This window comes from Streptomyces sp. NPDC051020, from assembly GCF_040683105.1.
Taxonomy (GTDB): Bacteria; Actinomycetota; Actinomycetes; order Streptomycetales; family Streptomycetaceae; genus Streptomyces.
Genome location: NZ_JBFBCG010000022.1, coordinates 1 through 13,581 on the forward strand (window position 1 = coordinate 1; position 13,581 = coordinate 13,581).

At 69.5% G+C, this 13,581-nt stretch carries 11 protein-coding genes; 2 read left to right on the forward strand and 9 right to left on the reverse strand.

Annotated features, from left to right (window positions below):
* Window positions 1-633 precede the first annotated feature (633 nt).
* Entirely contained in the window at window positions 634-1,617 is a 984-nt protein-coding gene (locus AB0N06_RS14360; protein WP_366134994.1) for a zinc metalloprotease, read from the forward strand.
* Between the two features lie 58 nt (window positions 1,618-1,675).
* On the opposite strand, the gene AB0N06_RS14365 is transcribed toward AB0N06_RS14360, so the two are convergent.
* The 6 genes from AB0N06_RS14365 to AB0N06_RS14390 form a co-directional block, all read right to left on the reverse strand.
* The gene (locus AB0N06_RS14365; protein WP_366134995.1) at window positions 1,676-2,254 is read right to left on the reverse strand and encodes a dienelactone hydrolase family protein; all 579 of its coding nucleotides are present in this window, start codon (window positions 2,252-2,254) and stop codon (window positions 1,676-1,678) included.
* Between the two features lie 160 nt (window positions 2,255-2,414).
* Complete coding sequence (locus AB0N06_RS14370) at window positions 2,415-4,001, reverse strand: Na+/H+ antiporter (RefSeq protein WP_366134996.1); 1,587 nt, start codon at window positions 3,999-4,001, stop codon at window positions 2,415-2,417.
* Window positions 4,002-4,398: 397 nt separating this feature from the next.
* Window positions 4,399-4,878, reverse strand: a complete 480-nt coding sequence (locus AB0N06_RS14375; protein ID WP_366134997.1) for a GNAT family N-acetyltransferase — start codon at window positions 4,876-4,878, stop codon at window positions 4,399-4,401.
* A complete protein-coding gene (locus AB0N06_RS14380; RefSeq protein ID WP_358858018.1) occupies window positions 4,875-5,816 on the reverse strand; it encodes an RluA family pseudouridine synthase in 942 nt (313 codons plus the stop codon). Before AB0N06_RS14380 ends, AB0N06_RS14375 begins: the two co-directional genes overlap by 4 nt.
* Before the next feature lie 23 nt (window positions 5,817-5,839).
* Entirely contained in the window at window positions 5,840-6,460 is a 621-nt protein-coding gene (gene lspA, locus AB0N06_RS14385) for a signal peptidase II (RefSeq protein WP_366134998.1), read from the reverse strand.
* A gap of 58 nt (window positions 6,461-6,518) precedes the next feature.
* A complete protein-coding gene (locus tag AB0N06_RS14390; protein ID WP_366134999.1) occupies window positions 6,519-7,376 on the reverse strand; it encodes a TraR/DksA C4-type zinc finger protein in 858 nt (285 codons plus the stop codon).
* 547 nt (window positions 7,377-7,923) lie between these two features.
* Between AB0N06_RS14390 and ileS the strand changes: the two genes are divergently transcribed.
* Window positions 7,924-11,082, forward strand: coding sequence for an isoleucine--tRNA ligase (ileS, locus tag AB0N06_RS14395; protein WP_366135000.1), 3,159 nt, complete (start codon window positions 7,924-7,926; stop codon window positions 11,080-11,082).
* 294 nt (window positions 11,083-11,376) lie between these two features.
* Here the strand turns inward: ileS and AB0N06_RS14400 are convergent, their stop codons facing one another.
* From AB0N06_RS14400 to sepF, 3 genes are all read right to left on the reverse strand, one after another.
* Window positions 11,377-12,513: a DivIVA domain-containing protein gene (locus AB0N06_RS14400; protein WP_366135001.1), complete on the reverse strand. Its 1,137-nt coding sequence runs from the start codon at window positions 12,511-12,513 to the stop codon at window positions 11,377-11,379.
* Between the two features lie 49 nt (window positions 12,514-12,562).
* Complete coding sequence (locus tag AB0N06_RS14405) at window positions 12,563-12,847, reverse strand: YggT family protein (protein WP_037697102.1); 285 nt, start codon at window positions 12,845-12,847, stop codon at window positions 12,563-12,565.
* A gap of 70 nt (window positions 12,848-12,917) precedes the next feature.
* Window positions 12,918-13,535, reverse strand: a complete 618-nt coding sequence (sepF, locus tag AB0N06_RS14410) for a cell division protein SepF (RefSeq protein WP_366135002.1) — start codon at window positions 13,533-13,535, stop codon at window positions 12,918-12,920.
* Window positions 13,536-13,581 lie beyond the last annotated feature (46 nt).

Consider the following 13,581-nt stretch of genomic DNA (forward strand, 5'->3'; position numbering starts at 1 on the left):
TTGTAGAGCGAGCAGTGATCGGCCAGCATCTCGCCGAGCGCGATCCGCTGGCCCGTGGTGGGCCGCATGAGGAACTTGTACGCACGGATCATCCACCCCCCCCCAACGGTCAGTCCGGTCAACATAGCTGACGCCACTGACAACGCAGAACACTCCGGCGCTCCGCGCCTCCGCGCCTCCGCGCCAAGGATCGCATTCCCGCCCGGCCTGAAGGCCGAGATTCCCTGCGAAGATCAGGGATGGTCTCCGACAAGACGAAGCGGGACGCGAGTTCCGCCTGGACGCGCTCGTACCGGACGCTCAGCGGTACCCAGAAGGTCGAGCGGGTGGACCGCCCGGTGCGCTGAAGGGTCTGGTTTCGGCCAGCGCGGGCTATGTTGACGGTGCATGACGTCGCTACGGCGGGTGGCGTGTTCCCTGGATCCAATGGGGACACACCGCCCGTCGGCGTAACGCGCGACGTTACGTCCGTGTCTCAAACACTGGAACGGACAGAATTACTTCTTCCCGTTTCCCCGATTTGCCCCATGAGTGATTGGGCCTGATCAGCGCTCCTCAAGGTGTGACATGCGCACGTAACCTCCCGGCGGCGGGTGAGGAAATCCCTCATCCACGCTTCAGCGAGGAGTACTCGTGCGCACTCTTGCCCGTATATCGCCGCGTATACGTCACCGTGCGATCGGCATCGCCGTCCTGGCCGGAACCCTGGCCCTGGCACCGCTCTCCGCTCCCTCCGGCGCGGCCGCCGCCAAGGTGTCCACCGCCTCCGCCTCGGCGGAGAAGTGCGCGAGCACCGACGCCACCGCGCGCCAGGCCCGTCCTTCGGGCACCAAGCACGCCTCCGACCCCAACGAACTCACCGCGGCCCAGGCCAAGGCCATGGACACGCAGCTCAAGGCGAGACTCGCGGACCGCCGGGCCAGCGGCGCCACGCTCGCCGCCGGAGCGACCATCCCGGTCTACTTCCACGTCATCCACTCCGGCGCCACCGGCAAGCTCACCGCCGGCGACATCAGCAGCCAGATGAGCGTGCTGAACGCGGCGTACGGCGGCCAGGGCACGGGCAACACCAACTCCGGCTTCCAGTTCTCGCTGGCCGGCACCGACTACACGGACAACGCCACCTGGTACAACCTCTCCTCGGGCTCTACCGCCGAGAAGGACATGAAGACCGCGCTGCGCAAGGGCGGCAAGAACGCGCTCAACGTCTACACCGCCAACCTCGGCGGCGGGCTGCTCGGCTGGGCGACCTTCCCCAGCTCGTACAAATCCAGCCCGAACATGGACGGCGTGGTCATCCTCGACACCTCGCTGCCGGGCGGCTCGACCACCAACTACAACCAGGGCGACACCGCCACCCACGAGGTCGGCCACTGGATGGGGCTCTACCACACGTTCCAGGGCGGCTGTAACGGCAACGGCGACTACGTCTCCGACACGCCGGCCGAGCAGAGCCCCGCGTTCGCGTGCCCGACCGGGCGCGACACCTGCACCAACAAGACCGGGGTCGACCCGATCCACAACTTCATGGACTACACCTACGACTCGTGCATGTACCAGTTCACCGCGGGCCAGGTGCAGCGGATGAGCGACAGCTGGACCGCCTACCGCGCCTGATCCCGGCGTACGGACGAGAGGCCCCGCACACCGTCGTGGTGTGCGGGGCTCCGGCCGTCTACAGAGTGGCGAGGAAGCCGAGGGCGACCTTCCACGTCAGATCGGCCGACGCCGCGTCGTAGTCCGGCAGGTCCGGGTCCGTGAAGAGGTGGCCCGCACCGGGGTACCGGTAGATCTCCACATCGGCGCCGGTCCGCTGCATCTGCAGATACCAGGAGTTCAGCCAGTCGCCCGTCTCGAACGGGTCGGGGTCGGCGACATGGAGCTGTACGGGCAGCTCGTCGACCTCCGCGTTCTCCGCGATGTCCGACGTGCCGTGGAGGAGCAGCAGCCCGCGCGCCTTCTCGTCACCGAGTGCCAGGGTCTGAGCGGTGGCGGCGCCGAGGGAGAAGCCGGCGTAGACGAGACCGCGCTCGGAATAGGGGGCTGCGGCCAGCACGGCGCGCTTGAGCAACTCGTCCTTGCCCAGCTCGTCCTTGAAGGCCATGCCTTCCTCGACGGTCTCGAACGTGTGCCCGTCGAAGAGATCGGGCACGTGCACCTCGTGTCCTGCGCCGCGCAGCCGGGCGGCAGCCGCGTGCACCGCGGGGCGCAGACCGTACGTCGAGTGGAAAAGCATGATGTTCATGGGAGTCATGGTGCCAGCTGCGGTCGATGGCATGGCGAACGACGGGACGGAGAACATACTGCGTCCGCCGGTCACGGCCGGTGGCGGAGGCGGCACCCCGGACCGGACGCGGCTGAGGGACACGGGCCCGGAGCACCGGCCGGAAGCACAGGCCGCGGGGGCGCCCGGGTCAGCGCAGGCTGCGTACGTCCAGCTGCCGCAGCACCCGGTCGACCACCTCCGGATCCGTCCCCGACTCACTGCGCGCGGACAGCACCGCGTGCCGGGCGGCGGACATCATCTCGCGCTGCACCCGGTTGACCGCCCGCAACCGCTCGGCGCGCTTCGCGTACGCCTCCCGCCGGTCCTCGTCGACCATGTCGGGGCTGATCCGCGCCCCCACGTCGTGCGCCATCCTGTGCAGCCGCTCCACAACCTCCTCCGTGAACTCCTCGACCTCCTGGATCTCCTGGAGCCGGTGCCTCGCAGCCTTCGCGGCACGGAACGCGAGGTCCCGTTCCAGCGCGGCCTCCGCGTCCGCGTCGGCGCGGACGCGGAGCTTGCGTACCAGCCACGGCAGGGTGAGCCCCTGGACGACCAGGGTCGCCATGATCACGACGAAGGCGATGAAGACGATCTCGTCGCGGCCGGGGAACGGTTTCCCGTCGTCCGTCTCCAGCGGGATCGCGAGGGCCAGCGCGACGGAGGCCACCCCGCGCATCCCGGCCCACCACATCACGACGGTCTCGCGCCAGCTGGTGGGGATCTCCTCGCTGTAGTCCCGGCGAGTGTGCAGCCGCTTGGCCAGCCAGGTGGCGGGCAGCAGCCACAGCAGCCGTACGCCGACGACGACCACGACCACCACCAGGCCCCAGCCGACCATCTCCCAGGCGCGCCCGTGCGACGTGCCGAAGACGTTGTGCAGTTCGAGACCGATCAGACCGAAGGCGACGCCGGTGACGAGAGTGTCGACGATCTCCCAGAAGCTGCGGCCGGCGAGCCGGCCCAGCACGTCGTCCGCGTCGGCGGTGTGCTCGGCGAGGAACAGCGCGGTGGTGAGCACGGCGAGCACGCCCGACCCCATGAGCTCCTCCGCGAGCACATAGCTCACGAACGGCACCAGCAGCGTCAGCCCGACCTGGAGCGTCGCATCGCCGAGCAGACCCATGAGTTTGATGGTCAGCCAGCCCACCGCGAGACCGACCGCCACGGCGACCACGGCGGAGAGGATCAGCAGCCCGAAGGCCTCCGGCAGCGAGAAGGTGCCACTCACCGCGGCGGCGATCGCCACGTGGTAGAGCACGATCGCGGTCACGTCGTTGAACAGTCCCTCGCCCTCCAGGATGGAGACGAGCCTGCGCGGCAGCCCGAGCGATCCCGCGACGGCGGTCGCTGCGACCGGGTCGGGCGGGGCGACGAGCGCGCCGAGGGCCACGGCGGCGGCGAGGGGCAGGCCGGGGACGATCGCGTTGGCGACGGCGGCGACGGCTGCCGTCGTCACAAAGACCAGTGCCACGGCCAGCAGGAAGATCGGTCGTTTATTGGCGGCGAACTGCCGCCAGGAGGTGCGCTGCACGGAGGCGTAGAGCAGCGGCGGCAGCAGCGCGGGAAGAATGATCTCCGGCGGGATGTTCACATTCGGTACGAAGCTGAGGAACGCCATGCCGACTCCGGCGAGCGTCATCAGCACCGGTGCGGGCAACCCGAGACGTTCCCCCAGTGGCACCGTGACCACGGCTCCGAGCAACAGCAGGAGAAGCAGTGCCAGTTGGTCCACGTTGTGCCTTCCGGAGCGTGTCGAGCGGAACCCGGTGGTCGGTCGATCAGTGGCTCCAGCGTGCCACGCAATGCCCGCAAAGCGGACAACACCCCCTCCCTCTCGCCTTCTTGACCATCCGGCGCACCACCGACCCTGAAGTTCTCGATCACGGGCCGCATCGACGTACGGGACGGGCACGGGCGCCCGCTGCACCGGCGGGACTCCGGTCCCGGCCGGATCTGAGAGGCCGCGCGGCGGCACGGCGGTGATCACTCCGCACGACGCGTAGCCCGGGGCGGGTCCGCGCGACGTGCCGTCGAACGAGACCTGGACGCGCCGAGGTCTGCCGGGCGGGCGGAGACGTGCGCGAGGGTGTCGTTCAGGTCCGCACGACCGGAGCGGCGCCCGGTGTGGTCTACAGGCTGCGGCGCATCGCCCGGTGGGGGATCCCCGCATCCGGGAACTCGGGGCCGTACGCCACGTACCCGAGCCGCTCGTAGAAGCCGAGCGCATGGGTCTGGGCATGCAGGTCCACAGCGGCCAGACCGAGACCCCGGGCCTCTTCCTCGATGGCCCGGACCAGCGCCGCGCCGACCCCGAGACCGCGCGCCCGGCTGGTCACCGCGAGCCGTCCGAGCGAGCCGACGGTGAGGTCGCCACCGATCTTGGCGGCCACGCCCACACCGTGCAGCAACCGTCCCGTGCCGAGCGGCGCACCGTCCGCCGCGACGGCGATCACATGCAGCGCGTCCGCGTCGTAGGAGTCGTACTCGATCTCCTCGGGTACGTTCTGCTCGCCGACGAAGACCTCCTTGCGGACCTGGAAGCAGGCCGCGAGGTCGCTCTCGTCGACGGCTGTGCGCGTGGTGTACGGGGCCGGGGTTCCGGTGGTCACTGACTCTCCGCCGCAATCCTGTCGAGGGCCTGCTGCAGATCATCCGGGTAGCTGCTGGCGAACTCCACCCAGCTGCCGTCCGACGGGTGCTCGAAGCCGAGCCGGACCGCGTGCAGCCACTGCCGTGTCAGCCCGAGGCGCTTGGCCACCGTCGGGTCGGCGCCGTACGTCAGGTCACCGACGCAGGGGTGGCGGTGGGCGGACATGTGCACCCGGATCTGGTGCGTACGGCCCGTCTCCAGCTTGATGTCGAGGAGGCTCGCGGACCGGTACGCCTCGATCAGGTCGTAGTGCGTCACGGAGGGCTTGCCCTCGGCCGTCACCGCCCACTTGTAGTCGTGCGTCGGATGGCGCCCGATGGGGGCGTCGATGGTGCCGCTCATCGGGTCCGGGTGGCCCTGAACCAGCGCGTGGTACTTCTTCTCGACGACCCGGTCGCGGAACTGGCCCTTCAGCAGCGTGTAGGCCCGCTCGGACTTGGCGACGACCATCAGGCCCGAGGTGCCGACGTCAAGGCGATGGACAATGCCCTGGCGCTCGGCGGCGCCCGAGGTCGAGATCCGGTAACCGGCCGCGGCGAGACCGCCGATGACCGTCGTGCCGGTCCAGCCGGGACTCGGGTGGGCTGCGACCCCGACCGGCTTCACGATCACGACGATGTCGTCGTCGTCGTGCACGATCTCCATGCCCTCGACGGGCTCGGCGACGATCTGCACCGGAGCGGGTGCCTGCGGCATCTCCACTTCCAGCCAGGCACCGCCCTGGACCCGCTCGGACTTCCCGACCACAGCGCCGTCCACCTGCACCTTCCCGGCAGCGGCCAGCTCGGCGGCCTTGGTGCGGGAGAAGCCGAGCATGCGGGAAATGGCGGCGTCGACACGCTCGCCTTCCAGACCGTCGGGAACGGGCAGGGTGCGGACCTCGGGATACGTACTCACCAGTCGAGTATGCCTTGCCGCCGCTAGTCCTTGTGCACAGTGCCGTCGGGGTCCAGGCCCTTGAAGGAAAGGATCACGATCAGGATGCCACCGCAGACGATGGCGGAGTCCGCGAGATTGAAGACGGCGAAGTGCGCGGGGGCGATGAAGTCCACCACCGCGCCCTTGAAGAGGCCGGGTGAGCGGAAGATCCGGTCGGTGAGGTTGCCGAGCGCACCGCCGAGCAGCAGACCGAGCGCGATCGCCCACGGCAGGCTGTAGAGCTTGCGGGCGAGGCGGGCGATGACCACGATCACCGTCGCCGCGATGACGGTGAAGATCACCGTGAACGCCTCGCCGATACCGAAGGCGGCGCCCGCGTTCCGGATCGCGTCGAAGCGCAGCCACTCGCCGAAGATCTCGATCGGCTGCTGGTGCTCCAGCTTCGCGACCACGATCATCTTGCTGATCAGGTCGAGCAGGTAGGCGAAGACGGCCACGACGAAGAGCACCATGATCTTCCGCTGGCCCTTGCCGGGGGTCTCGGCCCGGTCCGTGTCCGCGCCCGCGCCCGCGGGCTCACCCCGCACCTCGCTCTCGGGGCCCCCGGTCCCCCCAGCGTCGGGGATGTCCGGCGTACCGATGATGCGCTCCGCCTCTGCCACGTGAGTCCCTCAACCTAGGTTCCTGACCGAAGACGAGAGTACGACACACCTCCTTGAATCAGCCGCGACGCTCCTGCTTCTGTTTGTCCTCGACACAGAGCGTCGCCCGGGGGAACGCCTGCATCCGTGCCTTGCCGATCGGATTGCCGCAGATCTCGCACAGTCCGTAGGTCCCCGTGTCGAGCCGGGCCAGCGCCCGCTCGGTCTGCTCCAGCATCTCCGTGGCGTTGGCAGCGAGCGCCATCTCGTGCTCACGGGTGATGTTCTTCGTGCCGGTGTCCGCCTCGTCGTCACCGGCCCCGTCACCGGAGTCGCGCATCAGCCCGGCGAGCGCCGCACCCGACGCCTCCAGCTCGCTGCGGAGCCGCATGACCTCGCTGGTCAGCTCGGCCCGCGCCTCGGCAACCTCCTCCGGCGTCCAGGGGTCCTCGCCCGGCCGTACGGCCAGATCCCCGGGCGCCGTCGCGGCGGCGACCCGGGCGGGCGGCACCGGCGCCGCGTCCTTCCCGGACGCGCGGGTCCGAGCTGCGCTCTTCTTGGCTACCACCGTGTGGGCTCCCGTCTGCTCGGCGGCCTCGGCCGCCCCCGTGGCCGCCGCAGCGGCCTTCTTCGAAGCCTTCTTGACCGCGTTCTTCCTCGCCGCGGCCTTCGTGCCAGGTGCCGCGCGGCCGCCGGTGTCACCGTCGGCCGTCCGCTCTCCGTCCGCCTCGTGCGCGGCCGTCTTCCGCGCCGCGGACTTCTTCGCCGCGGTCTTCCTCACCGCAGCCTTTCTCGCCGCGGTCTTCTTCGCCGCGGCCTTCACCGGAACCGGCGCCAGGACGGTCTCCGTGCCCGTGTCTCCGTTCGTCTCCTCGGCCGCCGCACCCGTGGATCTCGCTGACGCCGACTTCTGTACGGCGGTCTTCTTCGCCACCATGGCCGCGGCCCCTTCACATATTGTGATCTTGCACGCGAATCGTGCTGGGACGATAAATCGACCCCAGCCCCGCGGCAACGGGGCACGCCGCCGAATCGCCTCTCCCCGTGTCGGATCAGCGCGCGCCTGAAACCGTTGTTCCCAGCTCCCCGCCCGGTAATCCGCCCTCCGCTCCCCCGCCGGGACTCCGCCCGCCCGGTCTCGCCATTCGGGTCACGCCCGCCCCCCATGTGCCGGTCGGTCTAAACCGGTCGGCCGTCGCCCGTAAGGGCCCGTACACTGGGGCCAGCGAGAGGCGTGGATGGGACGAGTAGCGTCGTACGCAGCCAGGAGCGACCCGGGGACGGTGGAAGCCCGGGGGCGAGCGCGTCGTGAAGATCACCCGGAGCCGTCGGAAGAACGCCGCGAGGCAAGTAGAACCGGCATCGCGACCCAATGAGGGGGCCACGGGCGCACACCCGGGGCCAAGGAGGGTGGTACCGCGGGAGCCGCACGGTTCTCGTCCCTCCGACGGAAGTGGAAAACGTCCGCCGGAGGAATCTCGCCCATGACATCGCCGCAGTACCGCCAGGTACCCGCCCAGGTCGACCTTCCCGCGCTGGAGCACGCCGTGCTCGACTTCTGGCGCGAGAGCAAGGTCTTCGCCAAGAGCCTCGAACAATCCGAGGGCCGCCCCGAGTGGGTCTTCTACGAGGGCCCGCCGACCGCCAACGGCATGCCCGGCGCCCACCACATCGAGGCCCGCGTCTTCAAGGACGTCTTCCCCCGCTTCCGCACCATGCAGGGCTACCACGTGGGCCGCAAGGCCGGCTGGGACTGCCACGGACTGCCGGTCGAGCTCGCGGTCGAGAAGGAACTGGGCTTCAACGGCAAGAAGGACATCGAGGCGTACGGCATCGCCGAGTTCAATGCCAAGTGCCGCGAGTCCGTCACCCGCCACACCGACGCGTTCACCGCGCTCACGACCCGGATGGGCTACTGGGTCGACCTGGACGACGCGTACCGCACGATGGACCCGTCGTACGTCGACTCCGTCTGGTGGTCCCTCAAGGAGATCTTCAACAAGGACCTGCTGGTCCAGGACCACCGCGTCGCACCGTGGTGTCCGCGCTGCGGCACCGGCCTCTCGGACCACGAGCTGGCCCAGGGGTACGAGACGGTCGTCGACCCCTCGGTCTTCGTACGCTTCCCGCTCACCTCCGGCCCGCTGGCCGGCGAGGCCGCGCTGCTGGTCTGGACGACCACCCCGTGGACCCTGGTCTCCAACACCGCTGTCGCCGCGCACCCCGACGTCACGTACGTCGTCGCGAGCAACGGCGAGGAGAAGCTCGTCGTCGCCCAGCCCCTCCTGGAGAAGGCACTCGGCGAGGGCTGGGAGGTCACCGGCCAGTCCTTCACCGGCCGCGAGATGGAGCGCTGGACGTACGAGCGCCCCTTCGCCCTCGTCGACTTCCCGAGCGACAGCGCCCCGGCGCACTACGTCGTCAACGCCGAGTACGTGACGACCGAGGACGGTACGGGTCTGGTCCACCAGTCCCCCGCCTTCGGTGAGGACGACCTCAAGGTCTGCCGCGCCTACGGCCTGCCGGTCGTGAACCCGGTCCGCCCCGACGGCACCTTCGAGCAGAACCTGCCGCTGGTCGGCGGCCTCTTCTTCAAGAAGGCCGACGAGGCGCTGACCGAGGACCTGGCCGCCCGCGGCAAGCTCTTCCGCCACGTCCCCTACGAGCACAGCTACCCGCACTGCTGGCGCTGCCACACCGCGCTGCTCTACTACGCGCAGCCGTCCTGGTACATCCGTACGACCGCCATCAAGGACCGGCTCCTCGAAGAGAACGAGAAGACCAACTGGTACCCCGACTCGGTCAAGAACGGCCGCTTCGGCGACTGGCTGAACAACAACGTCGACTGGGCGCTGTCCCGCAACCGCTACTGGGGCACCCCGCTGCCGATCTGGCGCTGCGAGGACAACCACCTCACCTGCGTCGGCTCCCGTGCCGAGCTCACCGAGCTCACCGGAACCGACCAGTCGGACCTGGACCCGCACCGTCCGTTCATCGACGCGATCACGTTCACCTGCTCGCACGAGAACTGCCAGCTGGAGGCGTACCGCGTCCCGGAGGTCATCGACGCCTGGTACGACTCGGGCTCGATGCCGTTCGCGCAGTGGGGCTACCCGTACAAGAACAAGGAGCTGTTCGAGAGCCGCTACCCGGCGCAGTTCATCTCCGAGGCGATCGACCAGACCCGCGGCTGGTTCTACACGCTGATGGCCGTCGGCACGCTGGTCTTCGACAAGTCCTCGTACGAGAACGTCGTCTGCCTGGGCCACATCCTCGCCGAGGACGGCCGGAAGATGTCCAAGCACCTGGGCAACATCCTCCAGCCGATCCCGCTCATGGACCAGCACGGCGCGGACGCGGTGCGCTGGTTCATGGCGGCGGGCGGCTCCCCGTGGGCGGCGCGGCGCGTGGGCCACGGCACGATCCAGGAGGTCGTGCGCAAGACCCTCCTCACGTACTGGAACACGGTCGCCTTCCAGGCGCTGTACGCGCGCACGTCGAACTGGGCGCCGTCCGCGGCCGACCCGGCCCCGGCGGACCGCACAGTCCTTGACCGCTGGCTGCTCAGCGAGCTGAACGCGCTGGTGGACCAGGTCACGCAGGCACTGGAGGGGTACGACACCCAGCGCGCCGGCAAACTCCTGTCCGCGTTCGTGGACGACCTGTCCAACTGGTACGTGCGCCGCTCCCGCCGCCGTTTCTGGCAGGGCGACAAGGCGGCGCTGCGCACGCTGCACGAAGTCATCGAGACGGTCACGCGTCTGATGGCCCCGCTGACCCCGTTCATCACCGAGCGGGTCTGGCAGGACCTCGTCGTCCCGGTGACCACGGACTCCCCGGAGTCGGTGCATCTGTCCTCCTGGCCGAAGGCGGACCTGGCCGCGATCGACCCGGCGCTCTCCACGCAGATGGCGTTGGTGCGCCGCCTGGTCGAGCTCGGCCGCGCCACGCGCGCCGAATCGGGCGTCAAGACCCGCCAGCCGCTGTCCCGCGCCCTGGTCGCGGCGTCGGGCTTCGAGTCGCTCTCCGCCGAGCTGCACGCCCAGATCACCGAGGAGCTGAACGTCTCCTCGCTCGCCTCACTCTCCGCGGAAGGCGGCTCGCTGGTCGACACGACGGCGAAGGCGAACTTCCGGGCACTGGGCAAGCGGTTCGGCAAGGGCGTCCAGGCGGTGGCGAAGGCGGTCGCGAACGCCGACGCGGCGGCACTCTCCCTGGCCCTGCGCGAGGGCACGGCGTCGGTCGAGGTCGACGGCGAGACAGTCACCCTCACCCCCGACGAGGTGATCATCACCGAGACGCCGCGCGAGGGCTGGTCGGTGGCGTCCGACTCGGGCGCGACGGTCGCTCTCGACCTGGAGATCACCCCGGAACTGCGGCGTGCGGGCCTGGCCCGTGACGCAATCCGGTTGATCCAGGAGGCCCGCAAGAACAGCGGCCTGGACGTGGCGGACCGCATCGCCGTCCGCTGGACGTCCACGTCGCCCGCGACGATCGAGGCGCTGACCGAGCACGCGCCGCTCATCGCGGACGAGGTGCTGGCGCTGGACTACGCGCAGGGCGAGGCGGACGGGGCGTACGGCACTCCGTTCAAGGACGAGGCGCTGGCGCTGACGTTCCGCCTCCGCAAGACGGAGCAGTAACCCGCACCACGAGAGGCCCGGCCGGACACGTTCCGGCCGGGCCTCTCGCTGTTCCCTCGGCCGTTCCGTCCCGAAGCCGGGAGCCCGCCCCGCCCCCCATACCCAGCCTCGACGGCGTTTGAGGCGCGGGGTCCGGGTCGTAGCGCCCCAGTTCGGGAAGGGACGAGCAGCGGAACAGGCCCGCCGCACGCTCCCCCCCACCCCCGCCCACGGCAAAGGGCCGGGCCCCGGGGAAAACCCCGGGGCCCGGCCCTCAGCCTGCCGACGGCTACGCGCTCAGCGCGCGCAACCCGCTCAGTTGTCGTCCTCGTCGATCAGGAACCCGCGCATCGGCGAGGGCGCCTGCTGCATCGGCTGCGGCGCCTGCGGCCGCACCGGTGCCATCGGCTGAGTCATCGCCGGCGACATCTGCTGCTGACCGCCGTAGGAGGGCCCACCGCCCATGGACGGGTTGCCGCCCATCTGCGGACTGCCGTGACCACCGTGGTTGCTGCCCATGTTGTGACCCATGGCACCCGCACCGGCCGGAGCCAACGAGGGCGACGGCGGCAGCGAAGCGGCCGCCGGAGTCCGCGGCGGGGCCAGCGAGTCGTCGGCCTGGGTTTCCAGCTGACGCAGCTGGCTCTCCAGGTACGACTTCAGCCGGGTCCGGTACTCGCGCTCGAAGCCACGCAGGTCCTCGACCTTGCGCTCCAGCGTCGCGCGGGCCGACTCCAGCGAGCCCATCGCCACGCGGTGCTTCTCCTGCGCGTCCCGCTCGAGCGCGTCCGCCTTGGCACGCGCGTCGCGCTCCAGGCCCTCGGCACGGCTCCGCGCCTCGCCGACGATCTTGTTGGCCTCGGAACGGGCCTCCGCGATCGCCTGGTCGGCGGTCTGCTGCGCGAGCGAGAGGACACGGGCGGCACTGTCGCCACCGGGGCCCTGACCGGGCTGCTGCATCTGCGGCTGCTGCATCTGCTGCATCTGCTGCATCTGCTGCGGCGCGTGACCCATGGGACCGCCCATCGGGCCACCCATGGGACCGCCCTGCATCGGGCCGGGGCCGTGCTGGCCCTGCGGGCCGGGGCCGTGCTGCTGGGGGCCGTGACCACTGGGACCGGCGGGCAGCTGCGGAGCACCACCGGGCAGCTGGGGCGGACCCATCTGCGGGGGCTGCTGCTGGACCGGCGGACCAGATATGGCGGCGGGCACCGGTGCACCGGGACGGTCCTGCGGCTCCGGCTTGCGCATACCCTGCTGCTGCTGGTTCTGCGCAGCGGCACGCGTGGCGGCGGCCAGCTTGGCGCGCAGGTCCTCGTTCTCACGGAGCAGGCGGGTCAGCTCGGACTCGACCTCGTCGAGGAAGGCATCGACCTCGTCCTCGTCATAGCCTTCTCGGAGGCGGACGGTCGTGAACTGCTTGTTCCGCACGTCCTCGGGGGTCAGCGGCATCTCTTCTTCACCTCTACGTAGTCGTCGGCAGTCGGCAAGACCGTATCGCTCACAGCCTGGTCACGATCGAGATCAGGATGTAAACGATGATCATCAGAACGAAGAAGGACAGGTCGAGTGCCACGCCCCCGAGACGCAGCGGCGGAATGAACCGCCGCAGAAGCTTGAGCGGTGGATCGGTGACAGTGTAGGTGGCCTCGAGAAGCACCACCATCGGCTTGCCTGGCTGCCATGAACGTGCGAACTGGAAGACGTAGTCCATGACCAGCCGGAAGATCAGCACGATGAGGAAACACATCAGCGCGATATAGACAACCTGCAGTGCGACGCCCATTTCGCGCTTCCCTCTCCCCTGGCTCTCGTAGCTCCGGCCGTGCGGCCGGGTCGTTCCCGGTGTCGTGTTCTCAGCTCTGGTTGAAGAATCCGCCCTCAGCGATGCGGGCCTTGTCCTCCGCCGTGACATCGACGTTAGCAGGCGACAACAGGAACACCTTCTGCGTCACCCGTTCAATGCTCCCATGGAGCCCGAAGACGAGTCCTGCGGCAAAGTCGACAAGTCGCTTCGCGTCCGTATCATCCATCTCCGTGAGATTCATGATCACCGGAGTGCCCTCACGGAAGTGTTCCCCGATGGTACGGGCCTCGTTGTAGGTCCGGGGGTGCAACGTGGTGATGCGGTAGGGCTCCCGCTCGGACACAACCTTGGGCATGATCACCGGTGCGTTCTTCTCCATGTTCGGGCGTTCAGGTGTGATGGATGCCACGGGTGCAATCCGGGCGGGTCGCACGCTCTCCGCCGGGATCTGAACCGGCTCCCGCTGTGCGGGCGGCTGCACCACTCGTACCGGTTCATCCCGCTCACGGTCCCGCTCCGCCTGATGCGCGGGTTGGTGCCTCCGCCGGTCGCGCTCCGGCTCCGGCTCGGGTTCGAATTCGTCGTCGGGGTCGAACCCCGGACCGTCGTACCCATCGTCCTCCACGAGGCCGAGGTAGACCGCCATCTTGCGCATCGCGCCGGCCATGCTCTGAGTCCTCCGCTCTGTGGTGGATCGGCATCTGTCACCAAGT